The sequence below is a fragment of the Sphingobium sp. EP60837 genome, assembly GCF_001658005.1.
GTDB lineage: Bacteria > Pseudomonadota > Alphaproteobacteria > Sphingomonadales > Sphingomonadaceae > Sphingobium > Sphingobium tyrosinilyticum.
In genome coordinates this window covers 152461-174292 of the sequence record NZ_CP015987.1, presented here as the reverse complement: position 1 = coordinate 174292, position 21832 = coordinate 152461, and the positions used below count along the sequence as shown (strand labels likewise).

23 protein-coding genes are annotated in these 21832 nt (G+C 62.7%); 5 read left to right on the top strand and 18 right to left on the bottom strand.

Going from position 1 to position 21832, the window contains the following annotated elements:
• Positions 1–10: 10 nt before the first annotated feature.
• A complete protein-coding gene (locus tag EP837_RS13935) occupies positions 11–430 on the bottom strand; it encodes a type II toxin-antitoxin system VapC family toxin (protein ID WP_066529804.1) in 420 nt (139 codons plus the stop codon).
• Positions 430–663 (bottom strand): FitA-like ribbon-helix-helix domain-containing protein, encoded by a 234-nt coding sequence (locus EP837_RS20535; RefSeq protein ID WP_225870673.1) that lies wholly within the window; start codon positions 661–663, stop codon positions 430–432. Before EP837_RS20535 ends, EP837_RS13935 begins: the two co-directional genes overlap by 1 nt.
• A 156-nt stretch (positions 664–819) precedes the next feature.
• On the opposite strand from EP837_RS20535, the gene EP837_RS13930 reads away from it, so the two are divergent.
• Entirely contained in the window at positions 820–1233 is a 414-nt protein-coding gene (locus EP837_RS13930) for a hypothetical protein (protein ID WP_066529802.1), read from the top strand.
• Here EP837_RS13930 and EP837_RS13925 read toward each other — a convergent pair.
• Genes EP837_RS13925 through EP837_RS13915 form a run of 3 tightly spaced genes read right to left on the bottom strand, consistent with a single transcriptional unit; the run spans position 1230 to position 7115 of the window.
• The gene (locus tag EP837_RS13925; RefSeq protein ID WP_066529800.1) at positions 1230–4979 is read right to left on the bottom strand and encodes a conjugal transfer protein TraG N-terminal domain-containing protein; all 3750 of its coding nucleotides are present in this window, start codon (positions 4977–4979) and stop codon (positions 1230–1232) included. The two genes, EP837_RS13930 and EP837_RS13925, sit on opposite strands and share 4 nt — an antisense overlap.
• A 17-nt stretch (positions 4980–4996) precedes the next feature.
• On the bottom strand, positions 4997–6415 hold the full coding sequence (locus EP837_RS13920) for a conjugal transfer protein TraH (RefSeq protein WP_066529792.1): 1419 nt from the start codon (positions 6413–6415) through the stop codon (positions 4997–4999).
• A gap of 46 nt (positions 6416–6461) precedes the next feature.
• Positions 6462–7115, bottom strand: coding sequence for a hypothetical protein (locus EP837_RS13915; protein ID WP_335676300.1), 654 nt, complete (start codon positions 7113–7115; stop codon positions 6462–6464).
• On the opposite strand from EP837_RS13915, the gene EP837_RS13910 reads away from it, so the two are divergent.
• Both EP837_RS13910 and EP837_RS13905 read left to right on the top strand, forming a co-directional pair.
• Entirely contained in the window at positions 7099–7350 is a 252-nt protein-coding gene (locus tag EP837_RS13910) for an AbrB/MazE/SpoVT family DNA-binding domain-containing protein (RefSeq protein WP_066529788.1), read from the top strand. The genes EP837_RS13915 and EP837_RS13910 overlap by 17 nt on opposite strands.
• The gene (locus EP837_RS13905) at positions 7347–7745 is read left to right on the top strand and encodes a type II toxin-antitoxin system VapC family toxin (protein ID WP_066529786.1); all 399 of its coding nucleotides are present in this window, start codon (positions 7347–7349) and stop codon (positions 7743–7745) included. The genes EP837_RS13910 and EP837_RS13905 overlap by 4 nt, the downstream gene beginning before the upstream one ends.
• Before the next feature lie 14 nt (positions 7746–7759).
• On the opposite strand, the gene EP837_RS13900 is transcribed toward EP837_RS13905, so the two are convergent.
• The 6 genes from EP837_RS13900 to EP837_RS13875 all read right to left on the bottom strand — a co-directional run bounded on the left by EP837_RS13900 (position 7760) and on the right by EP837_RS13875 (position 14375).
• Positions 7760–8641 (bottom strand): conjugal transfer protein TraF, encoded by an 882-nt coding sequence (locus EP837_RS13900; RefSeq protein ID WP_066529784.1) that lies wholly within the window; start codon positions 8639–8641, stop codon positions 7760–7762.
• The gene (locus EP837_RS13895; protein ID WP_066529778.1) at positions 8641–9240 is read right to left on the bottom strand and encodes a S26 family signal peptidase; all 600 of its coding nucleotides are present in this window, start codon (positions 9238–9240) and stop codon (positions 8641–8643) included. The genes EP837_RS13900 and EP837_RS13895 overlap by 1 nt, the downstream gene beginning before the upstream one ends.
• Entirely contained in the window at positions 9212–10111 is a 900-nt protein-coding gene (locus tag EP837_RS13890) for a type-F conjugative transfer system pilin assembly protein TrbC (protein ID WP_082919700.1), read from the bottom strand. The genes EP837_RS13895 and EP837_RS13890 overlap by 29 nt, the downstream gene beginning before the upstream one ends.
• A complete protein-coding gene (gene traN / locus EP837_RS13885; RefSeq protein ID WP_066529765.1) occupies positions 10083–11177 on the bottom strand; it encodes a conjugal transfer protein TraN in 1095 nt (364 codons plus the stop codon). The genes EP837_RS13890 and traN overlap by 29 nt, the downstream gene beginning before the upstream one ends.
• Positions 11174–13123 carry a hypothetical protein gene (locus EP837_RS13880; RefSeq protein WP_066529762.1) on the bottom strand — a complete coding sequence of 650 codons (1950 nt, stop codon included), beginning with the start codon at positions 13121–13123 and terminating at the stop codon, positions 11174–11176. Before EP837_RS13880 ends, traN begins: the two co-directional genes overlap by 4 nt.
• A 295-nt stretch (positions 13124–13418) precedes the next feature.
• Positions 13419–14375: a TraU family protein gene (locus tag EP837_RS13875; protein WP_156518708.1), complete on the bottom strand. Its 957-nt coding sequence runs from the start codon at positions 14373–14375 to the stop codon at positions 13419–13421.
• Between the two features lie 132 nt (positions 14376–14507).
• On the opposite strand from EP837_RS13875, the gene EP837_RS13870 reads away from it, so the two are divergent.
• On the top strand, positions 14508–14816 hold the full coding sequence (locus EP837_RS13870) for a type II toxin-antitoxin system TacA family antitoxin (RefSeq protein WP_066529760.1): 309 nt from the start codon (positions 14508–14510) through the stop codon (positions 14814–14816).
• Between the two features lie 12 nt (positions 14817–14828).
• On the top strand, positions 14829–15368 hold the full coding sequence (locus EP837_RS13865; RefSeq protein ID WP_225870649.1) for a GNAT family N-acetyltransferase: 540 nt from the start codon (positions 14829–14831) through the stop codon (positions 15366–15368).
• 29 nt (positions 15369–15397) lie between these two features.
• Here EP837_RS13865 and EP837_RS13860 read toward each other — a convergent pair whose 3' ends face one another.
• From EP837_RS13860 to EP837_RS13830, 7 genes are all read right to left on the bottom strand, one after another.
• Entirely contained in the window at positions 15398–16000 is a 603-nt protein-coding gene (locus EP837_RS13860; RefSeq protein ID WP_066531590.1) for a conjugal transfer protein TraW, read from the bottom strand.
• A 19-nt stretch (positions 16001–16019) separates the two neighbouring features.
• The gene (locus EP837_RS13855) at positions 16020–16253 is read right to left on the bottom strand and encodes a hypothetical protein (RefSeq protein WP_066529757.1); all 234 of its coding nucleotides are present in this window, start codon (positions 16251–16253) and stop codon (positions 16020–16022) included.
• The gene (locus tag EP837_RS13850; protein WP_066529753.1) at positions 16250–16585 is read right to left on the bottom strand and encodes a hypothetical protein; all 336 of its coding nucleotides are present in this window, start codon (positions 16583–16585) and stop codon (positions 16250–16252) included. The genes EP837_RS13855 and EP837_RS13850 overlap by 4 nt, the downstream gene beginning before the upstream one ends.
• Positions 16582–19107 (bottom strand): TraC family protein, encoded by a 2526-nt coding sequence (locus EP837_RS13845; protein ID WP_066529751.1) that lies wholly within the window; start codon positions 19105–19107, stop codon positions 16582–16584. The genes EP837_RS13850 and EP837_RS13845 overlap by 4 nt, the downstream gene beginning before the upstream one ends.
• A complete protein-coding gene (locus EP837_RS13840; protein ID WP_225870671.1) occupies positions 19104–19664 on the bottom strand; it encodes a TraV family lipoprotein in 561 nt (186 codons plus the stop codon). The genes EP837_RS13845 and EP837_RS13840 overlap by 4 nt, the downstream gene beginning before the upstream one ends.
• 98 nt (positions 19665–19762) lie before the next feature.
• On the bottom strand, positions 19763–21106 hold the full coding sequence (locus tag EP837_RS13835; RefSeq protein ID WP_082919699.1) for a TraB/VirB10 family protein: 1344 nt from the start codon (positions 21104–21106) through the stop codon (positions 19763–19765).
• On the bottom strand, positions 21103–21822 hold the full coding sequence (locus tag EP837_RS13830; RefSeq protein ID WP_066531577.1) for a type-F conjugative transfer system secretin TraK: 720 nt from the start codon (positions 21820–21822) through the stop codon (positions 21103–21105). Before EP837_RS13830 ends, EP837_RS13835 begins: the two co-directional genes overlap by 4 nt.
• Positions 21823–21832: the final 10 nt, after the last annotated feature.

Here is a 21832-nt window from a genome sequence, read left to right as displayed (position 1 = left end):
ATCGATGCCGTCAGCGCGAAATCCAGGGGTTGATTACGGCAATGCCAACCGCGTCGAAGGGAGCGGTATCACGTGTCGCCACTGAGAAGCCGGTCGCCTTTGCAATCGCGGCGATGTAGCCGTCTGGAGTTGGAAAATATTTGCCGACAGCCTGGGCGTGGAAGGCGAGGGCGGCGTAGCTTTGCGCAGCGTTGGTCTCGAACGGGAGGATTCGCTCGCCAAAAAGTTTCAAGAGCCTGTCCAATGCAGAGGCGAGGGCATTTTTGCGCTTGCCTTCGGTTAGGGCTGTAATACCGAACAACAGTTCAGCGAGCGTCACGCTGGTCAGGAAGAGTGTCTCGGCCGGCTGGCGATTAAGCCAGTCGACGACCACCGGCTCCGCTGACGGCTTCATGGCCTCCAAAACAACGTTGGTATCCAGGACGATCATCAATCAAAGCTCATGGGGGCGGTGGGCATACGCTTCTGGGCGAGCCAATCTCCATCAGCATCCGTCAGGCCCGCTTGCCTGCCGATCTGGGCAAGAGCATCGCCCATGCGAAGCCGGCCGGCCGGCTTTACTGCTTGCTCCAAAATGTCGCGAATTTCCGCTTCCGTGCTTCTTCCATGGGAGGCTGCACGCGCGCGGATTGCCCGATGAACCTCATCTGGCAAATTCCTCACAGTCACCGATGGCACAACGGCCTCCTCTTAGCGCAAGCAGACTGATATCACTTTACCGATTATGCTATCACTTGCAAGGAGGATGCGCCATATCGGCGACATCTCATTGCGCGGAACAGGCGAAAATCTGTCAATGTCTGCTCGAGGCAGCGAAGCATGGACGAAACAGACAAAGCCCCGAACCTAGAGCCGTTAGAACGGCCGAAAATTCGCGATTGGTTCTGGCGCCCCTGGTACGCCAAACTGTGGATTGCACTCATTCTGCTGGTTCTCCTGCTCGGTTACGTCGGTCCTCGCGATCTTTTGCACTCCCATGAGGACGCCGCCACGCTGACGATGGCGCTTGTCCTGAACCCCTATCTTTTCATATGCGGACTCGGCTTTGGCTATTTTCGCGCCGCCTGGAAGCACAGATTTGGTCCGATGCGGCCGCTTACCGAGGATGAATGGGAATGGCATAGGCGCCACCGCGGGAATGACCCGACTGATCCCGGCAATTCTGAATGGCTTTGGCATCCAATGAATCCGATGAGCGATTCTTTTCGGCGCCGACTTTACGGGGATTCTTAGCGCTTTTTGAAGGTCGGGTCGCCATCTCCTGGACCATAACCAATGTCACCCGAGAAGCTTCCCGTGCCGAGAACCCTCGATTGCTCGAAGCTTGTCACGGGGGCTGTGAGGTCAAAAGTACCTCGGCTTTCATCAGCTTGGCTGAGGTAGCGATTGCGTAGGCCTTCGGGGCCGAGAATCTGTTTGCTCAGTTCTTGGGTGAAAGACTGATGCGGACTGCTCGATCTGGCTGCGCTTTGCTCGGCGTTAGCAATTGCCGAACGAACGTCGTAATTCACGATGTCTATAGTTGATGAAGCCCTTGTGGCACCGGATCCCGTGTCGGCCGTCCTACCAGTCAATTGAAATCCGCTTTCTCCGCGCGCGGCTGTGCCAGCCTTTGGGTTGCCTCGACCATTGGTCCTTCCAAACTCCAAGCTGCGACCTGAAATGTCTGCGCTGAAGGTGATATCATTGGAAATTTGATGGTCGGCGGATCGAGCAAGCGAACGTGTCCATCCTGTTTGGGACATAACCGCCTGAACGTCGCGCTGTAGCGTGTCGGCCACCTGCGGCTTCAAACGCCATTGGCCATAACGGTCCATCTCGAACCCGCCTTTTAGCCATCTCGCCATCATGTCGTGGCCATCCTGGCCGCCGCCCAGGAAATGCTCAATCGTGTCGGGGCCTGCCTGCTTTCCCGCCTCGAACCGCGTGCTGGTGTCGCTGCGAGCGCTTCGCTGAAATCCCGCGCTGGACGAGACCAGCAGGTCATTGCCGGCGAAGCTGAAGCGGGCCTGGCCACCATTGGCAACGGCGCTCAGCTGGCTCTCGTTGATGAGGCCGGCCTGCCACATCTGGGCGGCGGTCTGGGGCGTCAGGTTGAGGCTGAGATCGCCATTCTGATCCATCGCAAGCTGCCGTTTCGACATGGTAATTCCGTTGGCGCGAAGGAGGCCCTGCATGCGGGTCAGACGTTCGGCATCGACAATACGGGTGAGGCGGTCGTTTCGTGCCCGGTCAGCAGTACCCTCGGCGCCACCTTCCGCCCGGTCGACCTGGTTGCCGGCGGTTTGGCTCAGGGTCTTGATGAAGGCATCGAGATTGGCGGCGCCCCGCACGGATGTGCCAGCGGCCTGCGCGCCCTCGGCAAAGCCGAAATTATCGGACTGACGGCGCTGCTCGCCAATGCGCGCGGCGGCCCTGGTTCCGTCATGCCCGACCTCCCGCTGGGCATCGAGCTTGCCGGACCGTTCGGCAAAATCGTACCCGGCTGCCTCTCTCGTACGGCCATAGACGCTCGTGCCTTCTCTCGCGGCCTCAGCGGTCGTGCCGTCGGCTATTCCCAGTTGCGTTGCGGCCGAGTAGGTGGCGAGCGCCTTTTCCACCTGGGCCTCGTTGCGCCCAGTAGCCCGGGCGAGCTGGCTGATGGCGGAAGAACGTGCCTCGCCCGAGAGCGCATTGATGAAGGCGATCCGGCGGCTGGTCTCCTGGACCGGAAGTCCGAGCATCGCCGAAGCGTCGCGCTGACCTTGGTTGCTTCCAGTCCGATGGGCTTGCTCCGTTGCCACATTGCCGCGCTCGATCCCGGTCACATTTTGCCCGGCAAAGTCGCGCCGGCCTTCCATGGCCCCGACCTGCACCTGCGCCCCGGTGAGGTCGTTCCGCAGCATCTGTTCCTGGTCCCAGGCATTGGCGATGAGTTTGCCGAAAGTCGGATCCGCGGAGGCTTCGGCTATGATGCTGGTGGCCTTGAGCTCGGCATCCTGGGCGCTGTAGCCGCCACGTTCATAATGGCGGGACGCTGCCTGGTGCATCATTGCATAGGCGCGCTCGTCTCCGAACGCTTTCCACTGCACCATCGTTTGTGCGAAGGCGGCAAAGGCGCGCTCGCCTGACTGTCCGTCGCCAAAATAGCGGGTGCCGAGCGACCGAAGCGCATCCTTTTCTGCAAATTGGTGGATCGCCGAGGTGGTGGCGTTGGCGCGCGCGGCTTTTGCGGCTTCTGGGCTGGTGAGATCGCCTTTGGCGAGCGCCGGGGCGAGGCCTCCCAAATGGCGCTGCGCGTCGAGGCCGCCCAGGCTGAGTGCGCTCTGGCCCGGCGTTGTCGGGCTACCTTCCCCAATTATGGTGCCGGCCTCACCGAACGATCGCGAGGCGGCGAAGGAGCTTCGCTCGCCAAAGTCGCCGAAACTGGAGGTCGCCGCCTTACGATGCGCGGTGCCCATCGCCGCGCCCTGGGCTTCGAGGGCCGAGGCATAGCCCTCGCTCGTCGCCATCGGCGCGGCGGCGCCCGCAGCCTGGGTGTGAATGCCTTGAGATGCTCCAGTCAGCGAACTGAACATGTTACCCGAGAAGCGGAATACCGTGAACACGAAGGCAGCGGCCAAGCCGGCTGCGGCCGTTCGGAAGGTGCCGAAGATCGCCAGTGCCTTCATCGCGGAGGAGGGGGCCAGAATCCAGGCATTGGCCGCCACATGATTGGCGCGCATTTCGGCCAGCACGTCCATCGCCCGGCCCAGGGTCAACTGATAGATGCCGGCATCAATGACGCCCCAGAGCGCCACGAACACGAAGAGGCCGAGCGCATAGCTCAGAACCCGAAGGTTGATGGGCGTCAGCACGAACAGCAGCGCCACCGGCACCATGAACAGCATGATCCCGAATATGGTCGCCCTGATGGTGGGCATCCACTCGTTGGCGGCGGACATGGTCGCAAGACCGTTGGAGATGACCGCCCGGTTCGCCATGACCCTTGCTGCGGTGGCCGGCGAGTCCTCGAACAGAACATCGCCGACGGTGGTGCCAAGCATCAGGTCGGTCATGAAGGCCTGAAGGGAGAGGGGCGTTCCCATCATCATCTCGCCCATTTCGCCAAGCTGGCTCTTGCAGCGCGCGAACTGGGTTGCATCATCAACGTCGAACCCGGTGCGGATGCAGCTTTGCCGCACATAGTTGTCGTACAGCGCCGGGTCGGCGAGGCGCGCGGAGATATGCTCCCAGGCGTCGGCGCAGCTCATCGTCTCGCCGGCCTTGTTGCCGGCGGTATAGACCGTGGAGAAGGTGGCGGGACCTCCCATTGCCGCGAACGCAGCGGGCAAGTCCGTGGCGGTCCGGAACAGCATGTCGTCATCGACGCCATAGGCCGGCGACACCCGCGCGACCGGATAGCATTGCCGCACATAGTCCTTGAGCGTCGCATCAAGGAAGGTGTCGGTCATTGGCCCGCGAGGCGAGGCAGCATTGAAGAAGAGATTGAAGGCATGGCCGCCCGCGCCGAACTCCAGCTTCGCGGCAGGATCGAGGGTGTTGTCGTCGATCGTCTCGGCCAGCGAACGCTCGATCAGGTTCGTGGTCCCGGCGACCAGAACCAGGAGATTGGGGACTTCACCCACCGCCTGATAGGCGTTGCGAACCCGGTCATAGACATGGACCGTTCCGGTCGTCGCGACGAATCCGACGAAGAGGCCGACGCCCATGAGGATCTGGAAGCCGAAGGCAAGCAGGCCCATCCCCTGGCCCCGGACGCTGGCGAGCACCGCTCCAAGCGCGATACCGGCGATCGCCATGATCAGCACCAGCGTCTCATAGCGCGGATCGGCAAAGATCATCGAGACGAGGCGGAAGGCGTCGACCGTTTCCTCAAAGCCGTCATAGCTGTGGTAGCTGGCTTCGAGCGCCAGGGCCGGTGCGGGAAGGACAGCGAGGATCGCCGCGATTGCCGTGGCAAGGCGAGCGGGGAAGGCTGGGTGGCTGCGCTTGGGCATGGCTCGACCTTCGCGTGTCAACGATTGCGGCTGGCAGCGACGCCGGCTGCGTTGCGGGCGTCCAGATCGCGCTGGCGAAGTAGCCCGGCATAGTTAGCCGAGAGGTTCGCCTGGTTGAGGGCCGCCAAATAGGATTGCCGCATCTGCGCGCGCTGGCGCAGCACTTCCTCACGCAGATCCCTTAGCTGCTCGATCCCTTTGGTCAGGATGCGGGTTTGGCAGATATGGGCGCTCGCCCCGTCGGCGGCGCCCGCGGAGGCCGCCCCCCGTTCGGCATTGGTGAGCGCGAAATCAATCGTGCGGGTGAGGTCGTTTAACATCTGATAGGCAAGGGTCAGCGCCACAAGTTCGTCGGTGTCTGCGATGACCGAATCCACCACGCCCTGACGTACGCCCCATTCAAGCAACCGGTAGACGGGGAGGGTCCGGACATTGGCCACGAACTGACGCTCATCGGAGGTGAGCGCGGCTTTTGTCCGGATCTTAGCGGCAATCGATGCGAGCCTTTCTCGCGACAGAGCGAGAGCGCCCTTGCCGCCATCCTGGGAGCAGTCGCTCGACGTCGCCGGGATGTTGAGCGCGCGGGTCTGGACCTTGCCGGTCAGGAAATCGTCGGGCGCATCAGTGTCCTGCGCCGGGCAGGCCGGAATCGCGGAGAAGAGGGGGACTTTGTCATTGTTGTCCCAACGCATGTAGACGTCGCCCACCCGCGCGCGCATGACACCGGCCCAGCCGCTCGCGCCCACGCGCGCTGCGGCATGGGAGAGAAGCGATCCGGTCCGGAAGATGTCGGTCACCTCAGCCGGGCAGTTGGCGAGCGCGTCCTTCAGATCCTCGGTCGGATTGTTGGCGTTGGACTCGATCTTTTCCCGGCTCTGCTGATAGCTTTTGGCAAAGCCCTGTTTGACGGAGCGATAACCGGTCATCTCCTCGATGATGCCCGACATATTGTCGTCGCCCTTGGCTATCTGCACCATCCGGTTTGACAGCCGGCAGTCGTTCACCTGGATAGAGTTGAGGAAGTTGGTCGCAGCCTCCATCTTGCTGATGATGTTGCCCATTTTTTCGTCGAGCGTTTCGAGGAGATACTGGAACGCGACCGCTGGCGCTGCCTGAAGGATGCTTTCGAGCTTCTGGACGAGATAGTCCGGATCGAGGAACGACATGCCGCCCAAGAACATGTCGATGCCGCCACACCCGGCCTTCACCTTTGGAAGGGTGAGGCTCATCAGATAGTCATTATGGACATCGACCCGGCCGGACATGCCGCCTGCCGTTACATAGCCGCGGGTCTGGTCCTCGAAGCTGCCGGGGCTCGTATAGGTGACATTGTCAAACCAGCTTTCCGCCCAACCCTGGGCGTGCGCATCAGGCGTGGTCAAAGGGATGCCGAGCGCTGCCAAACTGATCAGAGATAAACGACAGATAGAAGCCATGGCGGGTGTCCTTGCTGGAGGAGGAGAGAGCTGAAACCCGCCATGGTCAGTCCCCTTTGCGCTTGAATTGGATGGGCCGGGCGGTCGCGGGCGCCACGATCCCTGTATATTTCGACATGGCACGAAGACCGATTTCCGGTCGGACGCCCGTCAGCAATTTGGTCGAGAGGTAGATGTTTCGCCGGAGATTGGCGTCATGATCCGTGCCGATCGCAGCGGGAACGAGGCGATCCTTGTCAGCCGCCGGTCGCACCCAGAGCACCGGATGGCCGACCCAGGGAAGGCCAAGCCGGCCGGATCGCAGGAGCGCTTCGCTGGAGGATATGGTGCGGACTTGCCACCCATAGGCACGGCTGAAGCGTAGCAGTTTCGCCCAAAGGTCGCCGCATGGCACGCAGCCCGGCGCTGAGCTCATCTCGATCACGAACATTCTGTTCTCAGACCGCAGCGTTTCGTCGAGGTCGGATGGGAACTCACGAGTCAGAGGCACGCGCGCGAGCCAGGCGGTCAATTCTCGGGACGTAGCGACCGGGTGGATCGCGGCCTGCTTCGCTCGTTCAGCCGGAATGGCAGCTGAAGCCTGCGTGGGGATTTCCGCTGACAGGGAGGTCATCAACATGACGAGGCTGAGCTTGAATGTAAGGCGATAATGCCTTACCTTGGTGGTCGAAAGGATAGCTGCGATGAATGCGCTTACCATCACGACCAAGGGCCAGATTACCCTCAAGAAGGATTTGCTCAAGCATCTTGGATTGCAGCCTGGCGACCGGGTTGCGGTCGAGAAGCTACCTGATGGTCGCATCGAGATCCATGCGATGAAGCCCAGCGGAAAAATCTCCGATGTCTTCGGCATGTTGAAGCGAGAGGGGCGCAAGCCAATGAGCATCGAGGAGATGAACGAGATTATCGGAAAGGGTTGGGCCGGCGAACTGTGAAGATCATCGCTGACACCAACATATTGGTTCGCGCCATTACCGACGATGACGAGGTCCAAAGCCCTCTGGCGCGCGCGCAGCTCGATGGGGCAAAGCTCGTCGCCCTGACCCTGCCAACCTTGTGCGAACTCGCCTGGGTGTTGATCAAGGGCTTCAAGGTCAGTCGGGGGGAGTTCGCCGATATGCTTCGCACGTTGCTCGCGGCCGATAATGTCGAGGTCGATCATGCCGCGGTCGAGGCTGGTCTCGCCTTTCTTGATGCTGATGGTGATTTTGCAGATGGCGTCATCACCCATGAAGGCCAGTGGCTGGGCGGCGAGACATTCGTCAGTTTCGACGTTCAGGCTGTGAAGATCGCGAAGCGACGCGGCCGAGCCGCACTTACCCCGAAGTGAACAGGGCTGCATCATCAGCGGTCTTCCTGCAGTGATGAGGCGTCTGAAGACCCATCGACGGAGCTGACTGACACCGGCCCATTGGCGAGCGCGTCGAAGAAGCCACCTTCCTCTCCCGCGCCCGTCATGAACTGCTCGGGGCGGATGTCGCCATTCAATAGCCTCACGGCCTGATAGGCCATGGCCGAGAGATTGGGATAAGCCTCAACCCCGCTCGCTATCACCATCCGCTGCTGGCTGTCGCGCTTGATGACCATGATCGTGGGCGTCACCTCGACGCCGAACCGTTGACCAAGCTCTGGATGAGCATCGAGATCCTGTCGTATGACCTGCCAGCCAAATTCTTCCTGGAAGCGCTGAGCGATCGGCCATTGCACCCGGCAATAGCCGCAGCTGGTCCGGCTGAACATGACGAGGGCATAGCTTCGGGCATTGGCGCGAAGATAAGTGCGACGCACAGCCTCCTTTTCCGCGCCGAGCGCCGCGCGCGCATCGCCGACCATGGGATTGGCGGATTTTGAATTGAGTTCTGGATGGGTCAGCATCGCGATCTGTGTGACGCCGGCGAATGCCCGGGCCTTGCGCCGCGCAAAATCCTGGAGCCGCCAGAAGTCGGAGACGGCGTCTACCGTCAACACGGTTGCCGCATAGTCGCGCTGCGCCTCGATCAGTTTGCGAACGCGCGGCGGCGACCATTTTGCGAGCTGTGCCATGGGAGGAATGGTGGGCTTCTCGACCGCCTCCTCTTCCGCCTTCTCATCTGCCGGTGCGGGCGGCGCTTCATACCACCAATAGCCTTGCCGCACCTTCGCCGAGGAACCGGGATCTGCGCATAGTCCGGCGCTCGAAGCGGTAACGGCCGTGGCAAGAGCCAGCGCGACGAGATGTCGCGGCATCACAGCACGCGCTCCATGCGCGTGAGCGCGGAGATGGGCACGAGCCCAAAATAGCGGCTATCGAACCCGTCCTTGTAGGAGGAGCCGATATAGGCCTGGCCCGCTGGCACCGGCCCGTTCTTCCAGCCGAAATAGTCCAGGCGCTGCCCGGAGCGGCCATAGGGTTTGCTGACGCCGATGAGACTGCCGTTGCAGAAGTAGGCAGCGTCGAGGCGCTTGGCATATCGTTCGGAATGCATGGTGTAGGAGGCCAGATAGTCTCCAGGAAGGCAGAGCGCATATTTGGTGACATTGACCGGCGCTGGGCCAGCGAGCGGATGCTTAAGCTCGAACATGACGAGGTCATGCCGCTTGATCGGGCCGCCGACCTTGCGCACCGCCCAGGCGTCGATCGAGGGGCTGCGCACCCATAGGAGCTGGGGCAGCGCCCACCAGACGAACAGCGCGATCGCGCTTACGATGATGAGGGTTTTAGCCAGCGGACTCTGGAGGAAGGGCTGGGCGGTGTCCGGTGATTGAAGGGCGCCCGCAGCCTGGCGAGGAAGGTCACGGACTTTGGGCCAGACGAACCTACCGGCGTTCCAGGCGAGTCTGAGCATCGCGCACCTCCTCTTTTCCGCCGAGGCGGGCATAGGTTTCGAGCATCCCGAAGAGCGCGGCGTCGCCATAAACGAGGTGGCTGGCCTTGGTTGATGCAGGCCCTTGCTCCTCTCGCTCGCAATAAGGCTTGGTGGGATCTCCGGGCAGAAGCCCCAGCGCAGGCACGCGCGCGATGCCATGCTGGCGGAATAGGATCGGATCGATAATGAGCTGAACGTCGCGCATCGTGCAGGCCGGGCCTTCGCAGCCTGGATCGAGCCGCAGGATTTGCGCGGAGAGCTTCGCCATCGGCCCGACCCTGGTGAGGCCGCCAGGCATCCCCCGGAACGCCAACACGCCCCGGGCGCGTTCAAGCTGCCCGGCATAGGTCCGCAGCGTAGCGATGGGCATGGATGAGGAGACGAACAGGACGGGCACCCAGGCGTGGGCGGGCGCCCGCGTCACTGCCTGGGCCACGGCCATAGTCGCGGGCGCCTCGAGCCCCAAAGCCTCAGCGAGCCGCCGGCTCATCTCATCACGATCCCGCGCGAGCTGCGCTTCGCCCGCTTGTCGCGCCGCGCGCGCCCGCTCCTCTGGACGAGGATCGGCTTTTCGCGATCGCATGGCCTCGAACGCACGTTTGCGCAGCTTTTCGGATGGCGCAGGGAGCGCTGGTGTGGGCGTCTGCCCGCTCGCCTCCCTGCCGGGCTTCGCGCGTGCGCGCGCCTTTGCCAGCGCCTCCATTGCCGCAGCGCCCGATGTCGCGGAGATGGATGGCTTTGTGCCCGGTGGGGACATTTGCCCTGCGGACCCCGCCACTGCCGGCGCGCAGCATCCTCCCAGTAGCAGGGCCACCGCGATCCTAGGGTTGGACGGCGTTGAGATAGGCATCGACGCGCTCCTCCATGTCGGATTGGATGAGATCGGCCGATCGGGCTTCGATCTCGCTATAATATTCGAAGAGGTCCATCTTACTGAAGTCGAGCGCCTGGAACTCCTCGGGCGTGAACCCACGGCAGTTGGGTGATTTGACCTCGCCCCAGCCAATGGCATTGAACGATTTGAGCTGCGGGCGGCCCTGTTCCTGGATGATGCGGCCAAGCTTGCTGTTGAAGCAGCATTGGCTCCTGGCCTTCTGCACGCAGATCCCGAGGATCTTGGACGAGCAATAGGTGCCAACCTCGTGGCACATGCCCGAACCGCGCAACATGCCGGCTTCCATATCTTGGCTGTCGCAGCCCTGGAGCAGCACCTCGACCATGAAATTGATCGCAAGGCTGATGGCGATCGACGTGGGGTCGATGCCGACGATGAGCGCGTTTGCGCCTGCGCTTGCAGCCTGACTCGCGGTCGCGCCTGCCTTGAAGGCGGTGTAGGCAGCCTTCATGCCGGTGAATACGCCCTTGGCGACGGCGATCTTGGTCCCGATCGAACTGATCGACGAGCCCATGCCGTCCTTCACGATCTTGTCCTTGTCCTTGCAGCAATTCTGGAAGGTGACGCTAAGGCCCGGCGGACGGCAGCGAAGCTTGCGCCCGCCGAATATTTCGATCGTGCCGAGGCAATTGCCGTCGGCATCGACCTCCCCATCGGCAACCGTGCCGGGGTCATCGACCACTGCTTCCTCTTCGAGCGGGTTGGCGCTGGTGTCGATGCAGCTATGGGGTGAGCAGCTCGGCGGTGAGACACCATCGGACGAGCCGCAAGTATATCGGCTCCCAAGCGGACAGCTATACTGGCTAGCACCGTTGAGCGTGCAGGCACTTTCATCGATCGGACACAGATGTCCGCCCCCCTGCGTAGCCGTGCAGCTCGCAATCTCGCCTTCATCGGCGGCGTCGCCGTTGCCGTTTAGATCAGCCGCACATAGCCATTGCTGGGCCACGGCCGCTTGCGGTTGGCCGCAGGTGGCAAGGAGCAGCACCGCCAGAGCAGCGAGGGACGAGCGGGGCGTCATGGCGCGCTCGCTGTGCAGACGAGATCTGCGCCCGCGAGCCGCACCGTCTGCATCATCGTGACGGCCTCGGGAAAATCATCGAGGCAGCCGCACGCCGAAACGATCTCCTCGCCATCACCTGCCGGACAGACAGTGTCGGGCGTGCAGACATGATAATAGCTGTCCCAGCCTTGCGCGGCGTTCTGCAGCTCCCCCACTACGCCTGCAAGCGCGGCATCGCTGTTGGTCCGGGCCTTTCGCGTCTTGCAGATAGGTTCGCAGGCGGCGACCGCATCCTGTGCCGGGAGCGAGAAGGGCCGGGACGTCTCAACGCTTCCGCCGTCCGCTGTGCCGATCTTGTCGCGCAAGACCGTCTCGGTCGAATGGTCGATGATATAGGCGGCGCGGGAGAGATCGGGAGAAGCCGCACTCCCTGTGTCGATCATGCAGGCATAGCGCCGGCTCCTCAGGAAGAAGTCGCGGTTGACGGTCATGGCGCAGGCGCCCGTGCCGATCATTCGGGTCTGGGAGAGCGGGGTAAGGCCAGTATTTACGCCATTGCGGAAGGTCACGACATCGTCGACCGTTTCGTCGCGCAGCGTGCATGCCGGATCGGCGCCATAACCGGCGCACAGGTCGACCAGCCGCTCGGTTGTTTCACAACGCGTGTCGACCTTGACCTCGAGCGTGACATAGCCCCAATTCCCGCCGCCGCCGCCCCGGACGCGCGCGCCGACTACCGTCGGGCCGGCGCGGAGCCGATCGGTGATGTCGATCGCGTTCCTGTTAACCCAAGGATCGTCGCTGATCCGGCAATCGCCTGAGGGCAAGGGCTCGCCCAGCCACGGGCGCTTGCCCGCATAGCCGACGATCTGTCCATTGACCCTTGCCTGGACCCAGTCGTCCGCGCCCATTTCGACGATGCGCGCTGAAACGATCCGCTTTGGTGCCGCCGGCTCGAACGTCGCATTATAGATGGGGGGCATACTGCCACATGTGCCAGCGCCTCGGATCTCATAGCGCCGGCAGTCTGTCCCGCAGCTGGTGACCCGCGCGATCGAACCCTTCACTGTCAGAATGTCATCAAAGTCCCATGACTTGACGGAAATCTCGCGCTCGATCGTACAACTGCGGATCTGTTGCGTCTTGCCGGTGCCGGCCGCCGAGCTGGACAGCGCCTGAAAAATGCTGCTTTCCTGGGAGGCAGAATAAGCGTCGCCCTGTATTGCAGTCGGATTGGCGCGATAGCCCGTCGCTGAAACCTGGGGATTGGAGGTACAGGAGGTCGTCTGTGCGCCCGTGTAGCGAATGAGTGGGCCGTCGATCGAAGCCTGCGCGACGCCGATGCGCGGATCGGCGGTCGTCAGCGCGCCGATGACGCCTCCGCCCAGGTCCTTGAGGACCTCGCTCATATTACCCGCTGCGAGGTTTGATCCACAGCTGTTATTAAGGCAGTAGCAGCCCGAAAGGCTCGTCATCTGCGTTTGCGCGAGGTTGATATTAAGCGAGCCATCGACCGCCCAACCATAATAGCGGCAGCCCTCCCAAGTGCCTGGATTGCAGGCGATCACACCATTGGCGCAAACGCCCGATACAGGCACCGGGAGCACGGTTTGTCTGTCGAACGCGCCGTCAAAATCGCGATCATGCGAGATGCGGACTTGCGTCAGGTCGCCGGTGCTGCCCGGTTGCACGAGCAGTTCTAGCAAAGTCGATGTCTTCTGGCAGCTTAAGGAAGCGGTGAACCCGTTCTTCCCATCGACCGTGGTGATGGTCTGGCCGCTTAAGCCAGGCGTCACATAGTTGGATTGCAGGGCATCACTTGATCCGCTCCTGCCCCGCGAGGCCGCGGCAGCGGCGCGCGCGCGCTCCTTGGCGTTGGCGTGCTCGCCCTGTGCCAAGGCAGCGGTCTGGAGGCAGAAGGGCGTCGCCAAAGCGGCGAGAAAATAGCCAGGATGGACCCTCATGCCTCTTCTCCCTGTGCGCTCCGGCTCCCCGCCCGAAACCGGAAAAGCCCTCCCGAAAGAAAGCGGAAAGCGGCCTGGCCCTCAAAGATGGTCAGCGCAGCCGTAAGCGGCAGGCGGGGAGAGGGGCCGCCCTGGCTTATAGGGGTTACGGCCGCGCTGACCGGGGATGGAGCGGCGCCGTCTGGGGGCGTCGGCGCCGCTCCGACACCATGCGCGTCCTGTCGGCCTTGGGGGCTTTGGCGGGAAGACCCGGAGACCTGTCGGCCGCGCGCGGTGCTTGGGGAGGGTGATCTGCTCATGGCGCCCCAATCCCCGCGCAGCAGATCACCTTTTCGAACAGCATGAACTGGGCATTGTCTTTACCGGGTGCGTGCTTGGCCGACGACCAGAGCGCGCCGGGACGGCCGATATTGACGCACTTGCCGCCCTTGACCGGCTCCATGATCTGGAGCTTGTAGCGGCTCTTGGTCCAGATTGGCTGCGCCTTGAACGAACAGCCGTCGGCCGAGGAAGTGGTGAGTGCGCCAAGCCGGCCCATCATGAAAGTGCCGCGCGCCGCCAGGCCCGCCCAGGCCTCGACACTGTCGCCAAAATGGATGTCGCCGGCGATCGGATAGGTCGAACCCCAGCTGCCCATGCACCAGAAGAGTGGATCGATGACCTTGCCGGCAGCGGCCGCCGCGCTGTCCGCCATACAGGCGAGCCCCGCCGCCGGATTGCCAAAGAGTATGCCCTCGGGCTGGATGATGGCGCCAAGCGTTCCCGACTGCCAGGTAGGCAGCACCTCGGTAATGAGCGCGACGTCGAACCCATCATCCTCGATGCAGGGCAAGTCCGTGAACATGTCGAGCATCTTCCAGACCGGCGCGATATAATAATGCATCTGCGCGAACATCTTTTGGCTGTTGGTGCCGTCGGCAATTCCGCTCTGGCTGCCCTGAAGCTTTCCGCCGGTCGGCATGAGATCAGCGCCCAGCGCCATCATGCATCCCGGTTCCGTCACCACATCGACCAGGCGATTGGGCGACCAGAAGCTGACCTTGACCCCGAACCAGAAGCTCACCCCCTTGCGGCACGCACAAAGCGGCTTGCTGGCAGATTGGGCATCCAGTTCCTTGGACAGGCTGTCGAAGCTCCCGACCTTCACCCCGCCGATCGTGATCGGGAAGATGCAGGTCCAGCGGACCTTGGTGATGGGGTTGAAGATGGTGCCAGCCTCGCATTTTGATGCATGGGCGGGCGTCGCCACCATAGCCGACAGGACCAGGATGCCCAAAAATGACGCCTGTTTAAGTTGGGGCGCCTGGGTCACATAGGTCAGCCTTGAAATGTGCGCCTGAAAGGCGTACATCAGATCACGAATTCCAACGAAGAGGCTTAGACGATGCAAGCGTTTGACGACGCGGCAGGTGCGATCAATGAGCGCAGCACGGTACGCATGAATTTTCGCACAAAGCCGCACATCAAACAGGCCATTCAGCGGGCGGCGGCATGGTGCGGCCTCGATGATTCCGCCTTCGTGATGAATGCCGCCTACAAGGCGGCGTTGGAGACGATCCAGACGCACGAGCGGACGATTGTGAGCCGCAAGGATTATGACGCGATCCTCAATGCGCTGGATAATCCTGGCCCGCCCACCGAAGCGCTGCGCGAGGCTTTTGCGCGGCATGACGAGATGATCGAAAACCGGTAAGAGCGACTTTGCGTGAGCGACAAAGCGATGATCATCGAGCCGCTTGATACCGCGCGGCACGAGCGGGCAGCCTTCATGTCCGGTATCGCCCAGGTCGACAATTATCTGCGCAAGACAGCGAGCAAACTCGATCGGGCGGACAATGTACGGGCCTTTGTCCTTCTGTCTCCAGACCAGGTGCTTATGGGATTCTACACCCTGAACGCGCACAGCGTGGATTTCTCCCATCTGCCCGCCAGCTACGTGCGCAACAGACCGGGTCATGGCCAAATACCCGCCGCGTTCATATCGATGATCGGCGTCGATGCCCGGTTCCAGGGCAGGGGACTTGGAAGCCTTCTCCTCGCCGATGCGCTCAAGCGCATAGGACGGGCCGCAAGGGATGTCGGGATCGCCATCGTCTTGCTCGACATTCTCAACTGTGGCGACCAGGACTTGGTGGAGCGGCGCAAGCAACTCTATATGCGCTATGGGTTTCAGCCGCTCCCGGACTTCCCGTTGCGGCTCTTCCTGCCGGTCGCTAAGATCCACGCCCTGCTGGGCCTGGCCTGAGATGCGGGCGATGGGATCGATAGCATCGGTCATCGCGCCGCTCCATTCCCAAGAGGCCGAGCGCCAAGATCGACTTCGGTGAGCATCAGCCTTTGGCCCTTCTGCTCAACGATGACCGGCGCGACGGTAAGACCGAGGCGCTCCTTCACCCGTTCCTCCAGGATGAAGAGCGGACGACCGACCCTTTCCCCCAGCGATAGCGCGTCGCCAGCGGTCAGCAGGATGAAGTCCCCCGGGCGCGCGGTGCGAATCGCCCAGCTGAGGTCTCGCGGGTGCACGATCACCAGGCGCTGGGGCAGCGACACATAGGTCAGCGGATTGAAGGTGTAGCCCTTGGGGTAGAGCAGCGTGCCGTCCGGCAGCTTGATGTCGAAATCGAGCGTGTAGAAGGGCACGACGCTGCGGGTGCGCGCCTGGGTCGCGACGCGGAGCGCGGCCGCCTGCATCGCCGACCAATTGGCGCGCGGCCCGAAATTCCTTGCGATTTCGACTGGCTGCTTTGCAGTTCGCGCCTCGATCTCCGCCATGGCATCGGGCTCGGCGATCGGCCAGGTGCGGCCAATTGTCGCGGTACCGGCCTGCGCCGGGCAAAACGGTGCGGCAGCAGCGAACGCGAGAGGAAGCGCAAACATTCGGAAGAAGCGGGGGCTTTCAAACATGGGACCGTCTCCCGAAAGGCGGGAGGTCCGCTTGCTCGGATTTGATGGCGAACAGGAAGGCACCGATCGCGGTCAGCAGCATGATGCCCACCGCCGCGCGCAACATCGTAGCCGACGGATCGGGCGCGATGAGAGCCAGGATGCCAGCCAGCGTCGATTGGAGCAGGCCGCCGATCATCAGGCGTGCAGGGCCCGTCGACGGGCTGGCGGAGAAGATGCCGCTCATGAGCGCCACCGGCGGTAGCGCTCGAGAATCGCGGACCAGCTGTGGCTGGCGCCCACCGAAAGGCCAAGCAGGATCATGCCGCTCCCGAAGCAGGCTACGGCCACCATCACCGAGGCGCGGAAGATCGCGAACGGCGCTTTGCCGAGCAAAATGCCGGCAGCGACGATCAGCGCCGCCATCATGATCGTCTCGATCGTGATCAGCCGAAAGCGCCAGAGCCAAGCATCTTCTTGCATGCGGCGCGCGACGCGCGCTTCGATCTCACGCTCGATCGCCTCGCGCTGCTCGAGCGGCAGCGCCAGCTGGGTGCCGTTGATCGAGCGGCGTTTCATTGTGCCGCCTCCTTGGGATTGAAGCGCGGACCCAGGACATGATCGGGGTCTATGCCGGCGAGTTCGCACACCGCTTCGAGCGGCGAGGCGCCGCGCGCGAGGAGCCGTTCGAAGGCCGCCACCTCCTGGGGGGCGCTGGTGTTGATCCAGTAGGAGAAGGGATCGACGACGAGGCGCGCGATGCCAAGGCCCAAAGGCGAGTCGATGAAGACTTCGCTATAATTGGGCTTGTTGTTCCTGACCGATTTCAGGAGATCGAGGACGAAGCCTGAATAGTCCAGGATCTTGTTTTCGACTGCCTTGTCATAGGTCGAACCTTGGAGGAGGAAACGGGTCGCAGCATTTTCCAGGATCACCTGGCCCGTGCCGCCGAAGAGCAGCAGATCGTTCATCGACTGGAGGACGATGCCAAAGCTGCCCTGATATTTGCGCGCCCGCCGGTAGCCCTGACCGAATGCTTCGGCGAGGCGCGAGAGATCCTGGCCCTCGCTCTTGCTCATGAACTGCGCTGCTTCATCGCACAGCACAAAGCGCGGTCGGTCGCGGCCTGAAAGATAAAGCTCCTGCGTGACCGCATTCACCACCACCATCACGATGACGTTGAAGAGGTCCGGCATGTTCTTGAGGCGCTCGAGTTCCAGCACCACGAACTCGTCACTCGATATGTCGAGAGTGGAAGGGCCATTAAAATAATGGCCATAGGCACCATTGCTCGCGAAATCTCTGAGGTTGAAAGCGAGTTCCCGCGCGACCGGCACGAGATGATCGACCCGATCGAGATCGGTCGCGGCATGGGCCGGATAGGCGCCCAGCCATTCGCGCACCGCGTCAATGCCGGCCGTGGCCCTTCCTGTGTCGATCGTCCATTGGACCGCGGACTTGATGAGGTTCCACTGCGAGGTGGAGACGCCCTTGCGCGTCGCGGCGTTCGCCATTTCGGCAACGATGGCGACCGCCATGGCGATCGCCGACTGCCGGTCATCGCCATCGATCGCAAGGCCCATATCGAAGGGATTGAGGACCAGATGCTCCTCGCCGATATCAATGTAACGCCCCGAGCAAAGGGTGCAGAGCTTGCGGTAGCTCCCGCCGATGTCGATGATCCGGATGAGCGCCTGGCTCGCATAATATTGCTGGCACAGGTTATTGAGGAGGAAGCTCTTGCCCGCGCCGCTCTCAGCTGAGACGATGAAATTATAATTGTTGATGCGGCTGTCGAAGAGATCGAGCGTGATGAGCTGGCCCTTGCGGCCCGTATAGACAAGCGCTGGGCGTCCCCCGCCGCGAAAGTCTGTCTGGACCGGCGCCATCAGCACCGCGGCTTTTACCGGCATCCGCAGATCGCGTTCGAGTAGCTTCATCGTCCGGCGTTCTGGATAGAGGCCAAAGGGTAGGCTCATCGCGAGCAGGATCGGATTGAGATAGCTTTCCTCCTGCATCATGAAGGGAAGCGGCTCGCTTTCCCAGAGTCGCTTGGCGCGCGCCGCCATCTCTCGGGCCTGGGCGCGGGTCTCGCCGAATAGCCACACGGTCGGGATCACCGAGACGAACTTGCTGTTCCCCGCTTCATCGAGAACCCAACCAATCTCCTCAATCTGCTTGCCCACCTCGACGGCAAAGGAGCCCGCCGCCTTCTGCGCAGAAAGGATCTGGGCGCGCTTATGGATCTCAAAGGCGCTGTGATCGAAGAGGATGTTCAATGTATAGAGGAAGGGACCGCCAATCTGGTCGCTATCCTCCGACGACCCCCGCATACCGCCCGTCAGCCGATTGGCGCGCTCGGCGGTCACCCGCCGTGCCGGCGACTTGGGCGTCAGGCATCGCGCCACCTGATTACCCAGGAACACTTCCGGTCCCTCGAACAAAAGGTCTGGGCCGGCATCAATGATCTGCTTGCGAACGGGGCGCGCCGCGATTCCGTCCTCGCCGCGGGCAAAGACACCGGGGGCGGCCGAATGGACGCCGTTGAATATTCGGCGATAGAAGGCGACCAGCTGCTCAGGGGCCATCCGCTCAATACCGAGCTTGGCAAGCTGCTCCTCGATCTGCCGCCGCATGTCGTGGCCCATCGCCGTGCGGGTCTTGACCGACAGGAAGCTGCGGAAATTGCGGATCGGGATGCCGTGGAGCGCGTCCAGGCCATGTCGTCCCTTTTGCAGATAGTCATAAGTCTGCTGGGCCGAGGCCTGGATCAGCGGATCGTCCCGCGTCTTCATGTCAAGGAAGGCGTCAAGCGCATCGTCAATCAGCGGGTCGGCAAAAGCGTGGAGCTGGACGACAGTATCAGGCGAAAAATGGATATTGAGCAGCCCCTGGAGCGCGCCATGGACATGGGCGAACATATAGGCCGCGGGCACCAGCTCCCAGGCATAGCCCCAGCCATCGTCGATGCAGAGAAAGGCTTCCTCGCCCTCGTCCCAGGCCACCATGGGGAGGAAATCTGAATAGGCGTCGCGCGCGACGCTCTGGCGCAACCGCGCCAGGGTCATGCCGCCGCCGGTGCGGGAGCCTGGCGCCCTCATGGGCGCGCGCTTTCCGGCGCGGCAGTCTCGTCCGATGGTCGCTCCCGCACCTGATTGAGGATCGGAGCCTTGGCCGCGGGGGAGACCGGATCAACCAGATAGTCGCCGATCACCCATTGCGGCTTGTCGATCAGCGAATAGACGTAGCGGGGCATATAGAGCCGATCGGGCCGCGCCCGGTCGGCATAGGGGAGAATGAGCGTGCGGACCGCACGGGAATGCCGAAGCATGGGCGTCACCGGCGCGTCGATCAGCCCCTGCAACTCGCGATAGACGCTGTCCCGATAGCCTTGATAGGCGCTGGGGGAAGCGGCCGCCTTTGCCTTGCCCGGGCGCGCTGGTGGATTTTGTGCCGAAGAGGGCGCCGTCTCGCCTTGCGCCTTCAGCAACGCCTTGTCGTTGGTGACCGCCGCGTCAGAGCGCGACGGGCGATCCGCAACCGCATCGGCATAGGCTTTCTCAGGATGGATACATTGGCCATGATCGCTATTCTTGCAGGAGAATGTCTCTGAATAGGGCGACATGAGCGACCCGATGCTCGCGCATCCCGGGAGCACGGCGAGCGCAGGGATTATCCATGTCATAGAGGTTATGGATGTGGGCTGGCTTGGCGAGGGCATGGGCTTTGACTCCTGAAGGGCGATTGCGCCGCGCATCAGAATTTCGATCCGGCGCTTGGCTTGATTTCGAGGGAGACGCCTTCCTGGATGACCACGACCACGTCCTTGGCGGCGCCGACCTCGACGATCGGACCGGCCTGGCGCGCGAGGTCGAGATAGAAGTCGGTGAGCTTTTCGGAGGATTTGCCAAGGCCACCTGCGATCCCAGACTTGGCGGCCTCCCCCGCGTCGAGCGTGCGGACATTGCCGAGCGCCGACGTCGAGACATCGCCAAAGCTCGATTCCACCGATTGCGAAAAGCCGGTGACGGTGCCGGCGATGAAGGATCGCGCAAGCGCCGCGCCGGCCCTGGTGACGACCTTGCCCGAAAGTCCCTTCTTCCCATCGGTGTCGACGAAGAAGCCTTTGATGGGCTGGTCCACCACCGATCGCTCGTCAAAGTCGACGCAGGAGAGCGAGACCAGTTGAACCTCGACCCGCTCCTTGGCGAGACTGCCGGTCGCATTGCCGACGACAAAGCAGCCGGCAAGGTTTGCCTTGACGTCATTGGGCAGGACCGCGGGCGCCTGGACCCTGGCGATCAGCGGTTCGGGGTTGCTCGTCGCATCCCGGCTCGCCAGCGCGTCGATCCCCGTCAACAGCCGGGCCTTCATGAAACCAGGCGGTAAATAGATCGTGCGGGCTTTTTTTTTGGGTGCGCGCGCATCACCCGCATCGCCCGCGGTGATGCCGCTCGCACTGGTCGCGCTGCCGATCGAGCCTACGACCTTATCCTGCGGCGGAGCAGGTGGCGCGGCGGGCGCCGCGGGCGGTGGCGGGATATCGCTCTGCGCAGGACCCGATTGTGCGCTCTGCCCAGCCATCGGCGGATAGGCAGGAATGTCCACGTCGGGGAAGGCAGGGGGCAGGTCGCCCGAATCCACGCCTTCTCGCCTCGCCGGATCGAGGGGGGATATCCTGCCCTCCTCAATCGCACTGATCCGGTCGCCAAGCAGCGACTGACCGTCCATAATCTTCTTAAGGTCACCCCGCATCTTGAGTTCAAGGCTGTCGCCGCGCAGGCCAGCGCCCATGTCCAGCTTGGAGGCGCTGGGCGGCAGTTCGGTCGGCGTGCTGGAACCGCTGCTTGCCGTGTAGAGGCCATAGCCCAGGATCGCGATCCCGGCGGCAACGCCAGCCTGTTTGCAGCGCAGCTTCTGGGTCGCGCTGAGCGCGGCCCAATGGGTCTTGAGGTCGAGCAGCGGCGCGCCGTGCGATTTCCCTTCGTCTGCCGACGTGTCGGCATCGCCCTCCGGCTTGGGTGGTCGGGGATAGCGGATGAGGCCATCATCAGGCTTGGCGGGCGCGTCCGGGCGCTCGGGGACTTGTCTGTCGGTCATGACCGCTCTCCGCGCCGCACGACAATGAGGCGCGCACTCTCGCCAGCCTTGAGGTCGGACCGGTCAAGGGTAAGGGCAAAGATGGTCGAGCCCAGTTCCGATCGCAGGAACGACCGCTCATCGAGATGGACAGGCTGCTTGGCCGTGATCCTATATTCGGAAGCTGAAAGGCCGGCGCCATCGATCTGGATGGCCTTGCGCTCGGTGATGGTGAGGTCGGGAAGAGTGGTGATCGCGATCGGCCCGGCCCGCGGCGCTGTCTCGGCGAAACTGGCCGGTAAGCGATCCTGGAGCAGGGAAAGGGTGATCGATACCGCGCGTTCCTCTTCGACCAGCGGCCCCAGCAGCTCCATGTTCGCCTGCGCGCGCTGGTGAGCGCCAGGAACCAGCGTCACGGTCTGCGCCGGGATATCTGCTGGCTCGGCGTAGAGCGGATAGATGGCGCCATTACAGGAGACGAAGAATTCCGACGGTGTGGTCACATAGCTGCGCGTGACCTGGCCCAAATCGTCGCTTTCCTTGACGAGAAATTTGATCCAGGCGTCGGCGCCAGCCCGCTCGACAGCGATGGCTTTCTCCGCGGAGAATTTGACGTCCTCGATCTCGCCGCCCACGCAGACCAGATGATTAATATCGCGGTTCGAAAGGCGCAGCATGCTGGTCTGATCGGGGAGGGCAGCGAGAGGCTGCGACTGGGCCGAAGCGACCATATGCATGCCCGAGAGC